The following is a 13,823-nucleotide window of genomic DNA, read 5'->3' on the forward strand; positions in this document are numbered from 1 at the left end:
ATGAAGTGGATATATATTGTTATAACCGTCTTATTAAGCATACCCAACCTCTATGCTCAAAGTACAATTGTACAAAAAGACACAACCAAAGTATTGCAAGAAGTCAACGTAAGTGCAAAGGGCAAGAAGAAGATAAAAACAGATACGAAGCTTGCCGTTTCCGTAGACGAATTTCTCGCGTCTTCACAAAGCATCAGCTTTATCAAACGGGGTGCTTACGCCTGGGAACCTATGCTCAATAACATGAGCTCTGAGCGCTCCTCTGTCACGATAGACGGCATGCACGTATTCGGAGCCTGTACCGACAAAATGGACCCGATCACCTCCTATGTAGAGACCAATAATTTATCAACCGTAGCAATCAAATCTGGGCAAGAAGGCAATCTACATGGAGCTACTGTAGCAGGAAGCATCGACCTGCAACGCAAGAACACCGCATTCGGCCTTGACAAAAAGATGAGTGGCAACTATCAAACTGGGTTCGAGTTCAACAACAAACAATACTTCAACCTCGCCGACCTCTCCTATTCCGGGCAGAAGTTTGCTGCCGATGGTAGCATCTCCTTTCGTAATGCTAAAAACTATTATGACGGTAATAATAAAGAAGTAAAGCATTCTCAGTTCAACAAATTCAACAGCTCCTTAGGTTTAGCTTTTAAAACAGGAGAGCGTTCTGCATTGCGTGTCGATGCTATTTATGACAAGGCTAAGGACGTAGGCTTTCCCGCTCTACCTATGGATTTGTGGCTATCACGCGCACTGATTACCTCGGCATCTTACAAACAGCTTTTTGAAGAAAGCCTAGTGCAGTTCTGGGATACCAAAATCTACTATAATGCCATCGAGCACTATATGGATGATACAACACGCCCTGAAAATCTAGTGCATATGGATATGCCCGGTTGGAGCACCACTTATGGTCTATTATCAAAAATAGCGCTTCAACGAGGAGATTATAGCTCCGAAATACAGCTCAATGCCTACGACAACCTCTCTATTGCCGAAATGCGTATGTATCCGCAGGATCGTAGCAACAGAACCATGTTTGCCTACAGCTGGCCATGGGTTACCACCCGTTTTGCTGGCCTTTCCAATAATAACTCATGGAATCTTTCAGCACGCAGCCATATCATAGTCGGAGGTTCTCTCGGTGTCAATTACAACTACTCCAAGTATGTCGAGTTCAACTGGATATTCCACCCGGGCGCTCCACAAGAAAAAACAAGACTATTACCGGGGCTACATGGCAGTTACCACATGAGTATAGACCGTTTCGATTTCAGCGCTGGTGTAGGTTACGGTCATCGGGCACCTTCCATATCCGAAGCATACGGTTATTACATCTATAATAGCTTTGACCGCTACGATTACATCGGAAATCCAAACCTTAAGAATGAAGTATCGTACGAAACCAACGCCAGCATAGGTTACAAAACAGATCGCTTGGGTATACAGGCCAAAGTGAACTACTTCTATATTCAGGGTTATATCGTAGGCAAGATACTAAGCATGGGTAGCCCCATGAACTACCAGTCCGTGGGCGTCAAGGGATATACAGCGCTAGATCATGCCAATATCTTCAACCTGGCCTTGAGCGGCCACTACGATATCCTTCCCACTCTTCACTGGAAAGGCTCCCTCACCTACGCTCGTGCTACTGATGGCCGCGGAGGCAACCTACCTTTTATCCGCCCATTGAGCTACCAATCTAGTTTACAATATCAACACAAACAATTTGGTATACAAACCTCTATAAACGGAGATGCCATACAACGTGATTATAGCCCGGAGTACGGTGAAGATAAAACACCGGCCTACCAGATCTGGAATCTATCGGCAGACTACAGCCTACCGATACGCAAAGTCAACCTGACCTTGCAGGCCGGAGCAGAGAATATATTGAACGCTTACTACAGCACCTACGCCGATTGGGGCAACATCCCAAGAATGGGTAGAAACATATTTACATCCTTAAAATGCAATTTTTAAAAACAAACTAAAATAAATAACAAATGAAAAACTTAACAAACATCCTATTCGCATCGGCACTAGCTGTAGCATTGACTTCTTGTGAAAAAAGCGAACCAGCTGCAAACAATGTAACCTTGCATTTCAACAACACCTTCAAGGACAAAACCATTGTTCTTGGCGACGCCAATTCTACTCAGGCTACGATCAATACATCAGCTAATGGACAGACACATCAGTTCTCCGAACTAAAGTATGTCATTAGCAATATTCGTTTAGTAAAAACAGATGGACAAGAGGTTCCCTACAACATCAATGATCTAGACAAAGGTGCTACTGTCATCGATCATTCTAAGGCAGCTACCCTAGATTATGTATTATCCAATATACCTACGGGAGACTACAAGCAGTTGAAATTTGGGCTAGGTATCAAACAAGAGATAAATACACTAGATGAAGTTCGATTTCCTAAATTTTATGCCACAGCGAGCGCCAATGACACCAAAATGATGTGGGAATGGGGCACTGGCTACCGATTCACCAAGATTGAAGGATTTTATGGTTCAGATAAGAAGCCTCTTTCTATCCATACCGGCAGTACCCTCGACGGGAAAAGAGAAGATCCTTCAACCTATATACCAGGTGTAAATGCCTATAGAGATATTACACTTTCTCTTTCCGAAACAGCTGTAGTGGGCAAAGGGTCACCTATGATCACTATCAAAGCAGACTTTGACAAATTGCTGAGCGGAAAGACGAACACAATCACCTTAACTTCTGGTCGCGGACCTAATGACAATGCAACCCCCAACATCCATACTGCGGATCAAATGGTCAAATTTGTTGATAATCTAGGTGGCAATAGTAAGAATGACAACTCGGGTATGTTCTCCGTCGTCAGTGTAAAAAACTAAATCACACAAATACCTCGGGTCGCCTATAGTACCTGTAGCGCGGCCCAATTTTATGCTTTAGCTTATGAAACCAACGATCAGCATTCTCTTTCTATCCTTGATTGTATTTGCATTGGCCTGTAGCCGCGAAGACGCAGAAGAGAACCTCAACATCGATAATCCCGAAATACAGCTCGCTATCCCTCTGGACTTCCCTTCATTGAACGAGGCGGTACACCGCAATCCACCTACCCTATACGGCGTCGAACTAGGCAAAAAGCTATTTCACGAAAAAAAGCTAAGCGGTAACAACACCATTTCCTGTGCCAGCTGCCATCAGCAGGCAAATGCCTTTGCCGACAGTCATCCACAAGCCATAGGTATTTATGGCCGTGTAGGTCTACGCAACACCCCACCCCTACAGAACCTCGCTTTTATAAAACACTACAATTGGGATGGCAACAAGCGTGAATTAGAGAAGCAACCCTTGGTACCCATCATTACCCACGAAGAGATGAATTCATCTATATTAGAGGCCATAGGAAAAATCAGCAAAGACCAAGCCTACCAGATACTATTCCGCCAAGCCTTTGGTGATAGTGAAATCACCCCCGATAGAATATATAAAAGTATCGCCCAATACGAATACACGCTACTATCGATCAATAGCAAATACGACAAGATAAAGCGCAACGAAGGCCTGCAATTTAGCGTCATTGAAGCGCGCGGTTATCAGCTATTCAAAAGCAAATGTGCCAGCTGCCACAGCGGCGAGCTCTTTACCGATCAAAGCTTTAGAAATATAGGATTCCCTCTAAATCCCAGCACGGAAGAAGCAGGGCGAGGACGGGTAACTGGTATTCCTGCAGACTATATGAGCTTTCGCGTACCTTCACTACGCAATATTGCATACACAGCACCTTATGGCAGCTTTGGTCAGTTCAAGACACTCCAAGCTGTATTAGATTATATGGCCGAAGACGTATTAGAGGCAGATAATCTAGATCCCATATTAAAAGCCAACGGTAATAGAATACCTATGACAGCGCAAGAGAAATCCGACATCATCGCCTTCCTACATACGTTGAGCGACGAGTCCTTTATAACGCCTCAGTAGCCTATTCTACTTTTTTAGAACACAACTTCACTTTATTGCTCAATAAGATGTAAATTGTGCTGCTGTTATCGCCATTTGGGGTGATAATAAGAACATAAAAGGGTAAAATGAGCACAGAACACAATTATCTGGCGGTGAACCGCCAGTCTTGGAACAACAGAACCGAGACACACCTAAAATCCGATTTCTACGATATGGAGGGCTTCTTGAAAGGAAACACCTCATTGAATAGCATCGAGCTAGACTTATTGGGTGACCTAAACGGAAAATCCATCCTGCACTTACAATGTCATTTTGGACAGGATAGCATCTCACTGAGCCGGCTGGGCGCAATGGTAACGGGGGTAGATCTATCCGACAAAGCCATAGACAGCGCACGCCAAATAGCACAGCAGACTAATGCCGATGCCAAATTTGTCTGTTGCGATATCTATGACCTTCCGAATCATCTAGATGAAACATTCGACATCGTATATACCAGTTATGGTACCATAGGCTGGCTCCCCGACCTAGACAAATGGGCCAAAGTCATTTCTAAATTCCTAAAGCCGGGAGGTAAATTCATCTTCGTCGAATTTCATCCTGTCATATGGATGTTTGATGACAACTTTGATAAAATTGGTTACCGATATTTCAACTCTGGACCTATTATCGAGTCAGAGGAAGGCACATATGCCGACAAGGAAGCCAATATCAGCCAGGACTACGTCTGCTGGAACCACGGACTGGGCGAAGTACTGAACAGCCTGATCAACAATGGTCTCGAATTAAAATCATTTAATGAATTTGATTACTCTCCTTACGATTGTTTCAACAAGACCATTGAGTTTGAGCCCAAGAAATACAGGATAACCCATCTGGACGACAAAATCCCAATGGTATATGCCTTGGTAGCCGAGAAAAAATAACCCGATCATTAGGGGGATATAAAAAGAGAGGGCTTTCGATATACCAAAAGCCCTCTCTTTTTGTATATTACAATACTTTTGCTATTTGGACAATCTAAAACCGATCAGTACAAAAGGTATCGTACCTACCATCACTAAAGCTGTGGTAAGTAATGCGGTACTGGAGAACAAAGACACAATACCACTTGCCAAAAAACACGTACCCAACTGTAAGGCATTCTGTAGTGCCGATGCTTTACCCAAGCTATTAGGAAAAAGCTTCATCGCCTGCGCCACGACAATAGGATAACAGGCGCCATTGGCCAGTGCCATCAAACAGAATGGTACCAATAACCACGCAAGTGTAGGTGTCATAGCCATCGTAACAGCCAATACCCCAATTACCGCAACAGCATAAAGAACCAACAGGAAAGGCAGAATACGTCTTCCTTCTATCTTATCCGACAGTGCCCTATAGCCATATCCACCCAACATAAAAGCGATAGTCTGCGGTACAAAACTAAAACCTATCTGCCCTTCGGTATAACCTAATTCTTTCAAAAAGAATGGAGATCCAGTAAGCCACGCAAAGAATGCACCCGAACAAACAGCATAGATCATCACATTTCCTACATAGGTTTTCGATTGCAACATCTGTATATAAGACTCCCCTTTTTTCTTCGTTTGGTCACCATAAGCAGGTCTTCCTGACTTTAATGTAAACGTATAAGCCATCAATGGTAAAGCAATAATAGCCAAAACAATAAAAATAGAGCGCCAGCTAAAATGATCCAATAAAAAAACTCCTAATAAAGGCGCCAACGCAGGAGATAGAGCCACCAAAGGCATAATAGTCGCAAACACCTTATTGGTCTTCTCGGCAGGATAGTACTCGATTACCAACGCCTGCCAGCTTACCGCAGCCGCACATACCCCTATCGCCTGGACCAACCGCAATACCATCAGTAAAGTCACATCACCAGTAAAAGATATCGCAAGTGAAGCCAATGTAAATATTCCCAACCCCATCAGTATTGATTGTGGCCTGCCAATTTTATCTGCCAGCGGCCCCCAAAGCAACTGCGCTATTGCATACCCCGCCAAAAACAACGTCAAACTGGCACCAATACTATTCTTAGTCGTATCCAAATCAATACGCATTTTATCGAATGCAGGCAGATACATGTCTGTCGCCAAAAAACCTATTACACTCAACCCCGCCAGGTACACCAAAAACAGGAAATTGTTTTTCTCTTTATTCACCATGTATACTATTCATTTTTAATCAAGCTGCAAAGGTAACACAAAAGAGCATCGCAGTCTCCATTTTTCGACCATTTTGACGTTAAGACAACCAAGTATCAAAAATAAAAACAAAAAACGCCACCCCAAAAAAGGAGTGGCGTTTCAAATAAAGTTTAACGATCTCGACTAATTGAACGGCAGGACATACCCTGCAGCAATAGTAAAGAATGTGTTATGCAGCTTGATGGGTAGATGGTCCGTGGGCGCATCAATAACATTGTTCACGCCATAGTTAAACACCCCACGTACCTGCCATGTTGGGTTTATCGCATAGACACCTCCTACATGAACACCAATATCCGTCTTGTTCACTAACTTAGACACGTCAAATGTAGCGCTTGATATCTCAATCTTAGTCGTCGTCGGATCTCCCAGACGTACATACGCATTGTGCACACCTCCTTCAAAAGAGCGGTGCAATGCACGAGCGATTGAAAAGCCACCGAAGAGCGACCATTTTTGATTCAGCTCATAGTGAGCAGACACCGGCAACTCGAGGTACAAATTATTGAAGGAAGATGCTACAGAACCTGTAAAGTAACCTATAAATCCAGGTATCGGTTGATTTTCAAACTCGATCATCGCTTTAAAATTCTCCGCAAAGGCCCTTGTCTTCATCCCTTTATTGACGAGATTCAAGCCCGAAGAAATCATAAGCTTGTCGTTAACCTTATAAAAAGGCACTTCGACACCTATCGAAAATGGATTCACAGGACGATAACTCTCTACCTCACGGATTTCTTGTGGTATAGAGGCCGGTGTCACACCACCGATATGCACCCCAGCATGTATGATCACGCGGTCTATCCCTACCTGCGCGTACGTCGATACAGCCCCCATACAACCTATTAATAGCAATACTATATATCTCATCATTTGATCGTAATCTTAATATCATCCACCAATAACACACTTCCTACAGCGCCCTGAAAGATATCACCATTCTTACTCGAGCTCAACACAATAGCTAACTTATACTTCCCTCCAGCAAATCCTTCCACCTGAGGCACCTTAAGGTACTTAAACGGAATATCGAAACTCTTAAAATCTTTCGAATCAGTCGCTATACCATCGTACAATATTGCCGTCGCAACAATACTCTTCTCTGTCTGCAGATTTGTCCCATCCAGATAGTCCACTCTAGTTCTAGACTTCAGTTCGTCCGCATCATAAAGCACGGCTACCAACGAACAAGTATCTTTCACATTAGGCATCGGTGCACTATTGTGGTCTATAACCTGTTTACCTGGTGTGTAGTGGTAGAATCCTGAAAACGATACAGGTGCCCCTTCTATAGGTCGTCCAAAATGTGTAGAGTTTAACGGGTCGCCCATCACATTCCCCGAATCAAATTCGCCGATGAATATATTACCTGCAGCAATTGGCTTCTTCGCTCCCGCTCCAAAAGTACCCGTAGATTTTGTTTCCAATTTTACAGCTGTCTCTCCACTGTGTGCTGTGGTACTAAACTGCATGGGGTAAAGACCAGGTTGTTTTTTGGCAATCGGCGATATACTAAATACGAAACCCGCATTTCCCGAGTCCCAGGTATCTTGCCTGCGTTCGTCGCGCAGCCCAAAGAACTCGGTGTACTTATTCTTATCGTGGATTGTGTAATGCTCAAAATTATACTCCAACGGCATAAAAGTAACGCGTTCATCGGTCATCGTGACAGTATATTTCTTACTGAATTCTCCATTTTCGGAAGTCACGGTATAAATCACCGGTTCTGTAAAATTCTGTACCGAACCACTTGCAGGCACACTTGTCGCACCCCGACTCAATCCAAATGTAAACGCATAAGCCTTTACATCCACTTTTTCATCGTTTGCAAATAGCTTGACCTCATTATTAGTGATTACCGGTTCGGCGAAAAAGTCACCCTCTTTAGATACTACGGATAGAATATCTGCTTCAATATTGGGCAGCGCTTTCTTGATACAACCTGTAAACAGGGATGGTGTCAAGAGCAACAGCATACCGACCAACGGCCGAAACAGATGTGAAAATGATTTAATGATCATTTGACTGTGCTAATAATTATGTTATAAGATGAACGATTCCTGATTAGATACCAACAAATTGGAAAGGCTTCGCTGCTTTAAAATTAGCATTAGACAATCCATTGAATGTCGAGAACTCTTTCAAGTCTAACATCATAGTCTTAGCTCCCTCAGCCAGATTAAATTTCTTAAGATCTACCCAAAATGTATTAGGCGTAAGCACTGTTTCAAAATAGTAGACCTTGTTTTTCTGATCTGCTACAGATCTCCAACGTGTAGATGATATATTAGGCTCTGCTTCAGAACTTATCCCGAATGGAACTGAACAGTTACGTATCACAGAAAACACACTCGCCACCGAGATACGCGTATCTTCAGTCTGTGGAATAGCATTAATATAATAAGAAGCCCGTACAAAACGATCTGCTGCACGATTAGTACCTGGCAACATTGCAGTTCCCGGTACCCCTTCCCAATACTTGTTCAAAGCCAACTGATCACCAAAAACCGGAGAGTTGGTCATCACGGTGTAGGTCGGGCTATGGTGTATCACCAATTTACCGTTGATATATTCTAGAATAGCGTTATCACCTGTTGCATCCGAGATAGACAAGTGCAGCGTCGTGAACTTTTGCGTCCCTGGGATATAATCACTCACCACAACAAACGACTCTTTCCCTAGATCAAGTACCGCTTCTTGCACTGTAGCATAATTATCTAATACATACTGCGCCCAAGCCGATATAGTCAATCCTTGCTTAGTTCCGGCTGGATTAAATTTCGCATATTCAGACTCGACCAACCAAAGTACATTGGCGACCAAACCTTTTTCGTTCAAACCATCTGTGGTCGCTATATCCCAAGCCGATGCGATTACCGAACCATACTTAGACTTCCATTTTACAGACTGTGGTCCAACTTGACCGTTACGTTCTAAGCCGCGTGGAAATACCCATAGATTAGCAGCAATATCATCCTTCCAGTCCATACTACGTGCTGTAATGATATTACCGTTTGGTCCCTTGTAAACTACGCGTGTACAAGCCCAGGCTTGGGCGCCCAATAAAGCGCAAACCGTCAATAGTGATGCGAATACTTTCTTCATATGTAAATCATTTTGTGACCCACCTACTAGTGGATCGGTTTGTTTTCAATGGTAACTTCTTTTTTAGAAAAATGTGATACCGCTAAACGCAACGATATCCCTTAACTACGACCAAAACTCATAGTCAACTTTCCAAGGCTAAATTAGTATTTTAATCGCATAGCCCATCGTTATTTTTCTACATTTTTAGAAGTATTTTTTATTATTAAGCAAAGTACCTAGCAAATACAGCATAGATTCTGGGATGAATCATCCTACACTATAAAAGGAAAGCCCGAATAAATTCGGGCTTTCCTTTTATAGTGTATTAACCTTTCTGTATATCAACTAGGATTTTCACCTCCGTCGGATCATTCACCAAAGCTTCAAATCCTTTTGCAACGATGTCATCTAGACCTATCTTACTCGTTACAAGCTTTTCCACAGGCATACGTCCACTATCGATAAGTGCAATGACATGTGGGAAAATATTACGATAAGCAATGATTCCTTTTATTGTAATCTCTCGAAGCACCTGCTCCAGGGCATTCGTACTCACGGGCTTTCCAAACAAGGCCACTAAAACTGCCGTACCACCATTTCTTAAACTCTCTATGCCATTAGTGTACGATGCTTGTACCCCGGCACAATCTAGAAAGACATCTACTCCCAATCCTGTAATAGCCTTTACCTTTTGTGGTATCCCATCCTCTTTCGCATTTATAATATGGGTAGCGCCAATAGCTTTTGCTTTCTCCAAACGCTTATCTGCGATATCCGTCACAATTACCGTGGTAGCCCCTGCTGCAAGAGCAGCTTGTACACAGAGCAATCCTATAGGACCAGCTCCAGACACCAACACTGTTTCCCCTATTTTAAGGCCACTTTGCAGCACCGCATATACCGCTACAGCAGCAGGCTCCACGAGTGCTCCTTTTTCAAAAGACATACTATCAGGTATCTTATGTACCATATAATCTTCAACCACCACATAGGACGCGAACCCTCCATTGCTAGAAAGGCCTATAAATCCAAGCGGTTCAGACAGATTGTATTCTCCATTCGGGATAAAAGGACTATCAAAGTTTTTGAAAAGAGGCTCTACAACTACACGGTCACCGGCTTTCAGGTGATGTACGCCCTCTCCAACAGATTCTACCACACCCGAAAACTCATGTCCTAGCGTAGTTACTCCCTGATGCCCATTCAATGGGTACGGTTGATCTACCGGAATCAACTGTGGTCCATGCACATATTCATGCAAATCAGAACCACAGATACCTGCAAACTGAACTGCTATCTTAACCTGCCCAGCTTTAGGTTCTGGAATAGTTGTAGACTCTACCCTAATGTCTTTTGCAGCATACCAGCGTGCTGCTTTCATTGTATTAGCCATATCTTTATCTATTTTATGGTGTTTATATAAAGGTATTGAGAAATAATCCGCTATGCCATGACCTGCTCCACAGAAATAAATGATTTTTATCACCTATTTCTCAAGGTCTGTCACTTGTCAAATTGCGCTATCTCTACCTACTATACAAACACTGCGCCCTGGCTTTTGTTCTTAGTAGAACTAGGCATTCCATTTCTCCTGAAGCAATCCCTCCAAAAGAGCGATTTCGGTTGCATACATCGTCTTTTTTCGTGTTCCAAAATATAATGTATTCTCCAACGGTACTACCCCCTCCCACACTAACTTTATCCTACCACTAGCAATAGCCTCTAAACACAAAAAATCAGGAACTACAGAAAACCCCGTCCCTCCATTCAGACAACGAATAATAGAACTAATATTCGGTACTATATAATTAGGACTAAAGTCGGGGTGCTCTTTAAAGTGCGTCAACCAAAAGTTTTTCAAATGTTCCATGTCCGCCGCTGTGCTATACCACAGCTGACTTTTTAAAACCTTATTTGCCTTCTTTATTTCCTTTTTGGCTAATAACCCTTCTATCTCCTTCGTGTCCGTTTCACTACCAGCTATAAGCACCAATCGTTCTTTTGAAAAAGCATTGTACTCTAAATTTTGCTGATTTCCTTTATGTGGAGTAATAATTAAATCCAACAATCCATTGTCTAGATCCTGCGTCATTTGCGGATACTCACCAAATTTGATAATTAAATTAAATGGTAATTTAGCAATATGTTCCTCCAAGGTATATTGAAAAGTCTCAAAGCACATCCCAACACTAATTGTTGCACGTTCCTCCTGAGAGCGCTTATGAAAATGCTGCTCGGCAAGCTCCAGCTTATTCAAGGGTTCTAGTACGAAATTGTATAATATCTTACCCTTTTCTGTAGGCACCATCTTTCTTGCCGAGCGATCAAACAATTTATACCCAACATACGCTTCCAGAGAGTTAAGGTGCAAACTTACTCCGGGTTGTGAAATAAACAACTCCTGAGCGGCGGCTGACAGCGTACCCTCCTCATATATCGCTCTAAATGTTCTAATCCATTCTAAATTCCAACGCATGATATATAATTTATATAATACAAAGGTAGCACTTTAATCATTAAAGACCGGAAACAACTATAATTAATATTATACATACATATAATATAAGTTATTTTAATGATAAATCATTTTGATTGAACTTTGTGGCATCGATAATTAAAACGATAAGAAATGAAAAAGATATTTATTATAAACGGAGGACAGACATTTGCACACTCAGGTGGTCTATTCAATAATACACTTACTATGTGGACACAAGATACGCTACAATCATTGGGGCATGAAGTTCGCATTACGAATATCAATACTCCTTATATTCCAGAGGAAGAAGCAGAAAACTACAAATGGGCCGATACAATTATCTATCATACCCCGATTTGGTGGTTTCAGGTCCCCAACGGGCTAAAGAAGTACATTGACGAAGTATTCACTGCAGGTCATAATAACGGTATCTATGCCAATGATGGCAGAAGTCGGAAAAACCCGGAAATCGACTATGGCACTGGAGGCCTGATGCACGGCAAGTACTATATGGTTACCAGTTCTTGGAACGCTCCTAAAACCGCCTTTACCTTACCTGGAGAGTTTTTTGACGAACACACGGAGGACGAAGGGGTATTATTTGGATTCCATAAAATGAATCAGTTCATCGGATTGAAAAAGATCAATGGCTTTCATTTTCACGATCTAGAAAAGAACTGTACAGCAGAAAGATTAGCAAACTATCACAGTGAATATATAGAACATTTACAGAACGAATTTACCGATAAAAAAGCCTATCAAACTCCACTCTCACGACTTCAAACAACAAGTAATTAATCATGAATATATACATTACCGCTATCATAGAAGCTAAGTCAACGCAGCGCCAATACGTACAAAACGTACTTCAGCATATGGTCAGAGAAACAAAAAAAGAAGAAGCTTGCTTACAGTATGATTTACATCAAGACAATTCGGATCCAAACCTATTTATATTTTACGAAATCTGGCGGGACCAACAGGGATTGGTCAGACATAATCAGCAGCCTTATATTAAAGAATTTGGCACACTCGTTGATTCCAAACTACAGAAACGCCCCAGTATATATAACACAGAAAATTTAATAAAATGGAATACAGAAAATTAGGAAATACAGATTTAAATCTATCAGTCATTACCTATGGAGCGTTTGCCATTGGCGGCAACATGTGGGGTGGTAATGAACAAAAAGACTCTATCAACTCTGTCAGAGCATCTATAGACCATGGAGTGACCACATTAGACACAGCACCTTTTTACGGATTTGGTTTAAGCGAAGAAATGATAGGACAAGCTATCAAAGGATATGACAGAAGTAAAATTCAACTATTAACCAAATTTGGTTTAGTATGGGATGGTAGCAACAAAGGCCATGGAGAACATTTTTTTGATGCCGAAGAAGCTGGTAAAGCCATTCCAGTATATAAATACACTTCTAAAGCCAATGTCATCAAAGAAGTAGAAGAAAGCTTAACCCGCTTACAGACAGACTATATTGACTTACTACAAGTCCACTGGCCAGACAACAGTACGCCCATTGCAGAAACCATGGAAGCTTTAGAGATATTGATCCAGCAGGGAAAAATACGAGCTGCAGGAGTCAGCAACTACAGTGTAGACCAAGTAAAAGAAGCCCGTCAAACTTTAGATATCGTAAGCAATCAAGTCGGTTACAGCATGCTAAATAGAACGATAGAACATGACCTAGTGCCCTACGCACTGGAAAACAACTTGGGTATCATCGTGTACAGTCCAATGGAAAGAGGTCTATTAACCGGCAAATACTTCAAAGAAGGGCAACTAAAAAACAATGACCACAGAAATGGATACTTCCAACAGTTCGATCTAAAAAAAGTCGAAGCCTTCTTAGCGACACTCACTCCATTAGCCCATGATAAAGGAGTTAGCTTAGCACAGCTGGTATTAAGATGGACAAGTTTACAGCCTGCAATCAGCATCGTCCTGGCCGGTTCTAGAAACGCTGAGCAAGCAATAATCAATGCGAAATCCATGGATATTAGCATTTTTCCTGACGAAATGAGCTTTATCAATCTAGCATTGGCAAAAATCTAATTAAAGAGCA

At 42.1% G+C, this 13,823-nt stretch carries 13 protein-coding genes; 7 read left to right on the forward strand and 6 right to left on the reverse strand.

Annotated features, from left to right (window positions below; translation table 11 throughout):
• The 4 genes from CLV99_RS06595 to CLV99_RS06610 all read left to right on the forward strand — a co-directional run bounded on the left by CLV99_RS06595 (window position 1) and on the right by CLV99_RS06610 (window position 4,886).
• Window positions 1–1,989: a TonB-dependent receptor plug domain-containing protein gene (locus CLV99_RS06595; RefSeq protein WP_133583678.1), complete on the forward strand. Its 1,989-nt coding sequence runs from the start codon at window positions 1–3 to the stop codon at window positions 1,987–1,989.
• Window positions 1,990–2,012: 23 nt separating this feature from the next.
• Window positions 2,013–2,882 (forward strand): MbnP family protein, encoded by an 870-nt coding sequence (locus tag CLV99_RS06600; protein ID WP_133583679.1) that lies wholly within the window; start codon window positions 2,013–2,015, stop codon window positions 2,880–2,882.
• 64 nt (window positions 2,883–2,946) lie between these two features.
• Entirely contained in the window at window positions 2,947–3,978 is a 1,032-nt protein-coding gene (locus CLV99_RS06605; protein ID WP_133583680.1) for a cytochrome-c peroxidase, read from the forward strand.
• 107 nt (window positions 3,979–4,085) lie between these two features.
• Complete coding sequence (locus tag CLV99_RS06610) at window positions 4,086–4,886, forward strand: class I SAM-dependent methyltransferase (RefSeq protein ID WP_133583681.1); 801 nt, start codon at window positions 4,086–4,088, stop codon at window positions 4,884–4,886.
• Window positions 4,887–4,967: 81 nt separating this feature from the next.
• Here CLV99_RS06610 and punC read toward each other — a convergent pair whose 3' ends face one another.
• The 6 genes from punC to CLV99_RS06640 all read right to left on the reverse strand — a co-directional run bounded on the left by punC (window position 4,968) and on the right by CLV99_RS06640 (window position 11,736).
• Window positions 4,968–6,131: a purine nucleoside transporter PunC gene (gene punC / locus CLV99_RS06615; protein WP_133583682.1), complete on the reverse strand. Its 1,164-nt coding sequence runs from the start codon at window positions 6,129–6,131 to the stop codon at window positions 4,968–4,970.
• Between the two features lie 165 nt (window positions 6,132–6,296).
• Window positions 6,297–7,046, reverse strand: coding sequence for a porin family protein (locus CLV99_RS06620; protein WP_133583683.1), 750 nt, complete (start codon window positions 7,044–7,046; stop codon window positions 6,297–6,299).
• The gene (locus CLV99_RS06625; protein WP_133583684.1) at window positions 7,043–8,194 is read right to left on the reverse strand and encodes a PCMD domain-containing protein; all 1,152 of its coding nucleotides are present in this window, start codon (window positions 8,192–8,194) and stop codon (window positions 7,043–7,045) included. Before CLV99_RS06625 ends, CLV99_RS06620 begins: the two co-directional genes overlap by 4 nt.
• A gap of 43 nt (window positions 8,195–8,237) precedes the next feature.
• Window positions 8,238–9,278, reverse strand: coding sequence for a linear amide C-N hydrolase (locus CLV99_RS06630; protein ID WP_133583685.1), 1,041 nt, complete (start codon window positions 9,276–9,278; stop codon window positions 8,238–8,240).
• A gap of 307 nt (window positions 9,279–9,585) precedes the next feature.
• Complete coding sequence (locus tag CLV99_RS06635; RefSeq protein WP_133583686.1) at window positions 9,586–10,653, reverse strand: 2,3-butanediol dehydrogenase; 1,068 nt, start codon at window positions 10,651–10,653, stop codon at window positions 9,586–9,588.
• Between the two features lie 180 nt (window positions 10,654–10,833).
• Entirely contained in the window at window positions 10,834–11,736 is a 903-nt protein-coding gene (locus tag CLV99_RS06640) for a LysR family transcriptional regulator (protein WP_133583687.1), read from the reverse strand.
• 153 nt (window positions 11,737–11,889) lie between these two features.
• On the opposite strand from CLV99_RS06640, the gene CLV99_RS06645 reads away from it, so the two are divergent.
• Genes CLV99_RS06645 through CLV99_RS06655 form a run of 3 tightly spaced genes read left to right on the forward strand, consistent with a single transcriptional unit; the run spans window position 11,890 to window position 13,813 of the window.
• Window positions 11,890–12,537, forward strand: a complete 648-nt coding sequence (locus tag CLV99_RS06645) for an NAD(P)H-dependent oxidoreductase (RefSeq protein WP_133583688.1) — start codon at window positions 11,890–11,892, stop codon at window positions 12,535–12,537.
• Window positions 12,538–12,539: 2 nt separating this feature from the next.
• On the forward strand, window positions 12,540–12,848 hold the full coding sequence (locus CLV99_RS06650; RefSeq protein WP_133583689.1) for a putative quinol monooxygenase: 309 nt from the start codon (window positions 12,540–12,542) through the stop codon (window positions 12,846–12,848).
• Window positions 12,830–13,813, forward strand: coding sequence for an aldo/keto reductase (locus CLV99_RS06655; protein ID WP_133583690.1), 984 nt, complete (start codon window positions 12,830–12,832; stop codon window positions 13,811–13,813). Before CLV99_RS06650 ends, CLV99_RS06655 begins: the two co-directional genes overlap by 19 nt.
• Window positions 13,814–13,823 lie beyond the last annotated feature (10 nt).

It is taken from the genome of Sphingobacterium yanglingense, from assembly GCF_004363245.1.
In the GTDB taxonomy this organism is placed as follows: Bacteria; Bacteroidota; Bacteroidia; order Sphingobacteriales; family Sphingobacteriaceae; genus Sphingobacterium; species Sphingobacterium yanglingense.